Source organism: Nocardiopsis sp. CC223A (assembly GCF_030766825.1).
GTDB lineage: Bacteria > Actinomycetota > Actinomycetes > Streptosporangiales > Streptosporangiaceae > Nocardiopsis.
The window spans coordinates 1-5,974 of the sequence record NZ_JASFDV010000152.1 but is presented as its reverse complement, the minus strand read 5'-3'; the positions used below and the strand labels follow the sequence as shown (position 1 = coordinate 5,974).

Sequence of the window (5,974 nt, the reverse complement as noted above, 5' to 3'; positions counted from 1 at the left end):
CGGGTGAGGCGGCCGTCGGGCAGGGCGCGCAGGGACAGGGCGCGGGCCGGGTCCACCAGTGCGGCCGGGTGGCCGCACAGGGCGGCCGCACCGCGCACCAGGGGTTCCAGGCCGGCGCCGTGCAGTCGGTCGAAGTAGGCGATGACCTTGACGGCGTCCCCGGCCTGGGGGTCCAGTGCGCTGATGCGGCCCAGTAGTTCCCTCATGGAACCAGTGTGCCCTGCTTCACACGCCCAGGGTGCGGCGCAGCCAGGGCAGGCGCATGGCGGTGGCCTGGCGGGACAGGGCCGTGTGCGGGGCGAACATGTCGAAGCCGTGGAAGGCGCCGGGCCACACGTGGAGTTCGGCGACGCCGCCCGCCCGCCAGATGCGGGTGGCGTAGTCGACGACCTCGTCGCGGAAGGTCTCGGCCGAGCCCACGTCCAGGAACGCCGGGGGCAGCCCGGACAGGTCGGCGGCGCGGGCGGGGGCGGCGTAGGGGGAGACGTCGGGGCCGCCCGCGGCCTCGCCCAGCAGGGCGCCCCAGCCGGTGTCGTTGGAGGTGCGGTCCCACACGCCCAGGCCCGCCATCTGGTGGGCGGAGACGGTGTCGTTGCGGTCGTCCAGCATGGGGTAGATCAGCAGCTGGGCGGCCAGGGCGGGGCCACCTCGGTCGCGGGCCAGCAGGGCGGTGGCGGCGGCCAGTCCGCCGCCGGCGCTGGCCCCGCCCACCACGACCCGGTCGGTGTCCAGGCCCAGGGCGTCGGCGTCCCCGGTGAGGTGGACCAGTCCGGCGTAGCAGTCCTCCACCGGGGTGGGGTGGGGGTGCTCGGGGGCGAGGCGGTAGCCGACGGAGGCCACCGCCAGGCCCAGGTCGCGGGCCATGGCGAGCAGGTCGGGGATCTCGGGGCCGCGGTGGGTGCCGATGATCATGCCGCCGCCGTGGATCCAGTACAGCAGCCCGGTGGGCTCGGTGGTCCAGGTGGGCCGCCACAGCAGCAGGGGGACGTCGGCGCCGTCGTGGCCGTGGAAGTCGAGGGCGTGCTCGGTGAAGTCGCCGCCGTGGGTGAAGTCGCCCTCGACCGGCAGGGCGGCGCGGGCGGTCCGGACGGCGTCGATGAGGTCGGGGGTGATGGAGGGGGGTACCTGGTCGCCGATCAGGGCCAGGGCGGCGGCGAGTTCGGGGTCGAAGGGCGGCGGGGGCGGTGTGCTCATCAGGGGGTCTCCCGTCGGGGTCGGTGCGCGGGCCCTCATTGTGCGGGCGCCTGCGGGCGGGGCGGTAGCGGCGGGCGGCGGGGTGGTGCCCGCCGCATGGCGGGGTCGGGACCCCAGGGCGCGGGCCAGGGTGAGCATCCGTGCGGGGCGGGCGGTGTCGCCCTCCTCCAGGGACCAGACGGTGTCGGCCAGGACCCGGACCAGGGTCCAGGCGCGGGCCCGGTCGCGGTCCAGGGCCATGGCGTCGGTGAGCAGGTCGAAGCGGCGGCGCAGCAGGCGCTCGGCCTCGGGGCCGCGGGGGAAGCGGTTCCACAGGGCGGGCAGCAGCTCGTAGCCCGGATCGCCGACCAGCGGTTTGGGGTCGATGGCCAGCCAGGGGCCGCGACCGGTGCCCGGCAGCGGGGCCAGGACGTTCCGGTAGTGCAGGTCCCAGTGCAGCAGACGGTCCCCGGCTTCGCCGGTGAGATCGGCGGCCACGCCCGCCCACCGGTCCAGGGCCGCGTCCAGGTCGCGGGGCGGGTCGGCGGCGGCCCGCAGGCGGCGGGTGCGGGCGACGAGGTGTTCGGTCATGGGGCCCAGGCGGCGCAGCCCCGGCGGTCCGGGGCGGGCGTTGAGGGTGGTGAGCAGCCCGGCGATGGTCTCCAGGGCCTGGTCGATGCCGTGGGCGTCGATGGTGGAGTCCAGGTCGCGGTCGGGGTCCAGGGCCTCCAGGAGCAGGTCGCCCGAGACGGGGTCGTGGTCGAGGAGGCGGGCGCAGCCGTCGCCGTCCCAGGCCCGCAGCGCGTCGGGCTCGCCGCGGGTCTCGGCGTCGACGGGCTGGATCTTGAGCATGGCGGGGCGGCCGTCGGCGGTGGTGACGGGCAGGACCAGGGAGACGGCGCCGTGCAGCACCCCGCCCGCGGGGGCCAGGTCCCAGGCGTCCAGGCGCTCGGCGGCCCGGCGGGGCAGGTCGGCCACCCAGTCGGGGCCGCAGAAGCGGGTGAGGGCGGCGGCGACACGGGCGGGCACGCTGACGGTCATGGGGACGGAGCCCAGCGTGTGGGGCGGGCACCGCCCGGATGGTGTCCCACCGTGTGGTGCGACTTCGTTCGACCCCCGGGGCCCCGGCGGCGGCGACGCACCGGTCGGCGGTCCGTTCCTGTTCGAACAGCCGTTGTCCTCACACCACTCGACGGGACATGACCGCCGTCCGGGGACCTCACGCCTTGTCGGGGCGGTGGCGGCCGCGGCGGGAGAGGGCGTCGACCATGCCGGACAGGGCGGGCTTGGGCCGGTAGGCGGTGTCGAAGGGCAGGGCGGCGTCGGTGCCGGGGAACCATTCGGGGATCCAGGAGTGGGCGTCGGTGACGCCCCAGACGGTCACGTTGACGCAGCCCTCGACCTCCACGCAGGCGGTCAGGACGTCGCGGTACTCGCCGCGCTGTTCGCGCAGGTCCTCGTCGGTGACGGGTTCGGGGATGCGCACGTCCAGTTCGGTGACGGCGACCTCCAGGCCCAGGTCGGTGTAGCGGCGCATCTGGTCGGCGAGGTCCGCGGAGACGTTGCCGTGGACGAAGTGGGACTGGAAGCCGATGCCGTGTACCGGGACGCCGCGTTCGACCAGGTCCGAGACCAGGTCGTAGAGGGCGTCGGCCTTGGGCCCGGCGCTCTCGATGCCGAACTCGTTGATGTAGAGCTTGGCGTCGGGGTCGGCGGCGTGGGCGCTGTAGAGGGTCTGGGCGATGTAGTCGGGGCCCAGCACCTCGTACCAGAGGTTGCGGCGCATCTGGGGTCCGCCGTCCTCCAGGGGTTCGTTGATGACGTCCCAGGCGGAGATGCGTCCGCGGTAGCGCTCCATGACGGTGGTGACGTGGTCGTGGACGACCGCGCTGAGGCTTTCGGCGTCCCAGTCGCCGTGGGCGAGCCAGTCGGGCTTCTGGTTGTGCCAGAGCATGGTGTGGCCGCGCACGTTGAGGTCGTTCTCGGTGGCGAAGTCGACGATGGCGTCGGGGCCGTCCCAGTCGTACTCGCCCCGTTCGGGCTGGACGTGTTCCCACTTCATGCCGTTCTCGGCGGTGACCGAGGTGTAGTGGTCCTCGACGATGCCCCGGTAGCGGCGGTCGTGGGCGAGGGGGTCGATCGCCACCGCGACGCCGAGTTCGATGCCCTGGGCGCGGGCGAGCCCGGGCAGGAGGTGGCCCTCCTGCTCCGGTTCGGGCAGGACGGCGACGAGGATGCCGGTGACCGTGAGGATGACGGTGCACAGGGCGGCGGCGGTCAACAGCAACCCCTTTCCGTTGACGGGCGCGGACCTGCCGTGTCCGGTGGTGCGGTGCGCGGTCACCCCTCACCCCTCTTCCGTGGTGACGGGGAAGGTGGCCAGGCCGCGCAGGGTCGTGGTGGGTCGGTGGACGGGCCGTCCGGCGGGGCGCAGGTGCGGTGCCCTGGTGGCCAGGGCGTGCAGGGCGATGCGCCCTTCCAGTCGGGCCAGCGGTGCCCCCAGGCAGTAGTGGATACCGCCGGAGAAGGCGAGGTGGTCGGATGCGTCGGTGCGGGTGATGTCGAATCGGTCGGGATCGGTGAAGTGGTCGGGATCGCGTCCGGCGGACGCGATGGAGCACAGTATGTAACTGCCTTGTCGCAGCTCGTGTCCCATTATGGAGGTGTCCTGGTTCACCCAGCGGGATGTCATCTGTACCGGCGGGTCGTAGCGCAGGATCTCCTCGACCGCGTTGTCGGCCAGGTCGGGGTCGGCGGTGAGCCGGTCCCACTGGTCGCGGTGGCGCAGCAGGGCGGCGGTGCCGTTGCCGATGAGGTTGACGGTGGTCTCGAACCCGGCGATGAGCAGCAGGCGGCACATCGCGGCCATCTCCTGCGGGGTGATCTCCCCCTCGTCGGTGGCGGCGGTCAGGGAGGAGATGACGTCCTCGCGCGGGTCGGCCCGGCGCAGCCGCATCAGCTGGTCGAAGAGGGTGTCCAGGCGGTCCGAGGCGTCCTGGATGCGGCGCAGGTGGCGGGCGGAGCGGGGGCCGTCCAGTGAGGAGCCGATGGCCGCGCCGATCTCCACGAACGCGGCGTGGTCGTCGTCGGGGATGCCCAGCAGCCGGGTGATGACCGTGATGGGCAGCGGCTGCGCGAAGTCGGCCATGAGGTCGAAGCGCCCCTTGGCCAGGGCCCTGTCCAACAGGTCGTGGGTGATCTTCTCGACCTCGACGGCGTACCGCTCCATGAGGCGCGGGGTGAACGCGGGCCGGGCCAGGGTGCGCAGCCGGGTGTGCTCGGGCGGGTTGCGGGTGAGGAAGGAGAGGTCGAGCAGGTCGATCTCGGGCGGCACGGCCCCGGGGTCCTGCGGCCGTACGCCCAGGGAGCGGTCGCGCAGGAGCTGCTGGACGAGGGCGTGGGAGGCGGCGGTGCGGAACCCGAACCGGCTGCGGACGAGGGGGCCCTGGGCCCGCAGGCGCCGGTGGGTGGGGTAGGGGTCGGCGCGCCAGGGGTGGTGCATCAGGCGGGCGGCGTGGTCCCCCCGCTGTGCGGCCACCCAGGTGATCGCCTGGAACATGCGCAGGCGGGCGTCGGTGCGCAGGGAGTTCAGGACCTGCATGTGCGCTCCTCTCGACGCTACGACCCTAGGCGGGCCGGGGCCGGGGGTGCTGCGGGCCCGGGTGAGTTGGCCGATGCAGGCCAGAGGGGAACTTCACGGGGCGGTGGGGCGTTGCCGGCGCACCGCGCGAGAAGTGAACCGTCGGGGTGGTGCGGCGCGTCGAACGGGGTGAGGCGCCGTGGGTCCGCCGGGCCCGCCGGGTTGGCTACGATCGCTGGGGTCTGGTGCATGTGTGGTGTACGAGGCGCGACCAGGCTCGGCGAATGCGGAAGGACTGAGGACGTTGGGTCCCCTTGAGAGCACCGATCCCGATCGCATCGGCCGCTACCGGCTGATCGCACGCCTGGGAGCGGGCGGTATGGGTCAGGTGTTCTTGGGCCGGTCCGCGGGCGGGCGGGCCGTGGCGATCAAACGGATCCACCCGCACATGGCGACCGACGCGGCGTTCCGGGAGCGGTTCGCCCGGGAGGTGAACGCGGCCCGCCAGGTGAGCGGGGCGTTCACAGCGCCGGTGATCGACGCCGGGCCCGAGGACGAGGTGCCGTGGCTGGTCACCTCCTATGTCCCCTCGCTGCCGCTGGACGACGCGGTGGCGGCCCACGGCCCGCTGCCTGAGGCGACGGTGCGGGTGCTGGCGGCCGGTCTGGCCGAGGCCCTGGCGGAGATCCACCGGGTGGGGCTGATCCACCGCGATCTCAAGCCCGGCAACGTGCTGCTGGCCGAGGACGGGCCGCGGGTGATCGACTTCGGGATCGCGCGGGCCACGGACGGGACGGCGGCGACGCAGTCGGTCATCGGCACGCCGGGGTTCATGAGCCCGGAGCAGGTGCAGGGGGAGACGCTGACCCCGGCCGGCGACCTGTTCGCCTACGGTGCGGTGCTGGCGTACGCGGCGGGGGGCACGGGGCCCTTCGGCGAGGGGTCGATGCCGACGATGGTCATGCGGATCATCAGCCGCGAGCCGGACCTGTCGCGGGTGCCGGAGTCGCTGCGGCACCTGGTGGCGGCCTGCCTGAGCAAGGACGTGCGGGGCCGCCCCACACCGGGTGAGATCCTGGACTACCTGGGCGAGGTGCCCGCCGGGGCCACGTGGCTGCCGCCCGCGGTGGTGGCGGGTGTGCAGGAGCAGGTGGCGACGGTGAACCGGGCGCTGGCGTCGGCGGAGCCGACCGGAACCCACGGTCGCGGCGAGGGCGCCCA

Annotated in this window: 4 protein-coding genes and 2 pseudogenes; 1 reads left to right on the top strand and 5 read right to left on the bottom strand. The window is 74.0% G+C overall.

The window, feature by feature from the left end; genetic code table 11:
- The 5 genes and pseudogenes from QJS33_RS30920 to QJS33_RS30900 all read right to left on the bottom strand — a co-directional run.
- Positions 1-206: pseudogene (locus tag QJS33_RS30920) on the bottom strand (PucR family transcriptional regulator); the annotation flags it as partial.
- A gap of 19 nt (positions 207-225) precedes the next feature.
- The gene (locus tag QJS33_RS30915; RefSeq protein WP_306371616.1) at positions 226-1,194 is read right to left on the bottom strand and encodes an alpha/beta hydrolase; all 969 of its coding nucleotides are present in this window, start codon (positions 1,192-1,194) and stop codon (positions 226-228) included.
- Positions 1,195-1,365: 171 nt separating this feature from the next.
- Positions 1,366-2,214: pseudogene (locus tag QJS33_RS30910) on the bottom strand (aminoglycoside phosphotransferase family protein); the annotation flags it as partial.
- Between the two features lie 178 nt (positions 2,215-2,392).
- Positions 2,393-3,517 carry an endo-1,4-beta-xylanase gene (locus tag QJS33_RS30905; RefSeq protein WP_306371615.1) on the bottom strand — a complete coding sequence of 375 codons (1,125 nt, stop codon included), beginning with the start codon at positions 3,515-3,517 and terminating at the stop codon, positions 2,393-2,395.
- A gap of 3 nt (positions 3,518-3,520) precedes the next feature.
- Positions 3,521-4,774 (bottom strand): cytochrome P450, encoded by a 1,254-nt coding sequence (locus QJS33_RS30900; RefSeq protein WP_306371614.1) that lies wholly within the window; start codon positions 4,772-4,774, stop codon positions 3,521-3,523.
- A 283-nt stretch (positions 4,775-5,057) separates the two neighbouring features.
- Here QJS33_RS30900 and QJS33_RS30895 point away from each other — a divergent pair.
- Positions 5,058-5,974, top strand: a 917-nt coding sequence (locus QJS33_RS30895) for a serine/threonine-protein kinase (protein WP_306371613.1), incomplete at its 3' end; no start/stop codon positions are given.

Bases quoted from the DNA above. Each gene is read 5' to 3' on its own strand.
- QJS33_RS30915 (WP_306371616.1), bottom strand. From the start codon at position 1,194: ATGAGCACACCGCCCCCGCCGCCCTTCGACCCCGAACTCGCCGCCGCC.
- QJS33_RS30900 (WP_306371614.1), bottom strand. From the start codon at position 4,774: ATGCAGGTCCTGAACTCCCTGCGCACCGACGCCCGCCTGCGCATGTTC.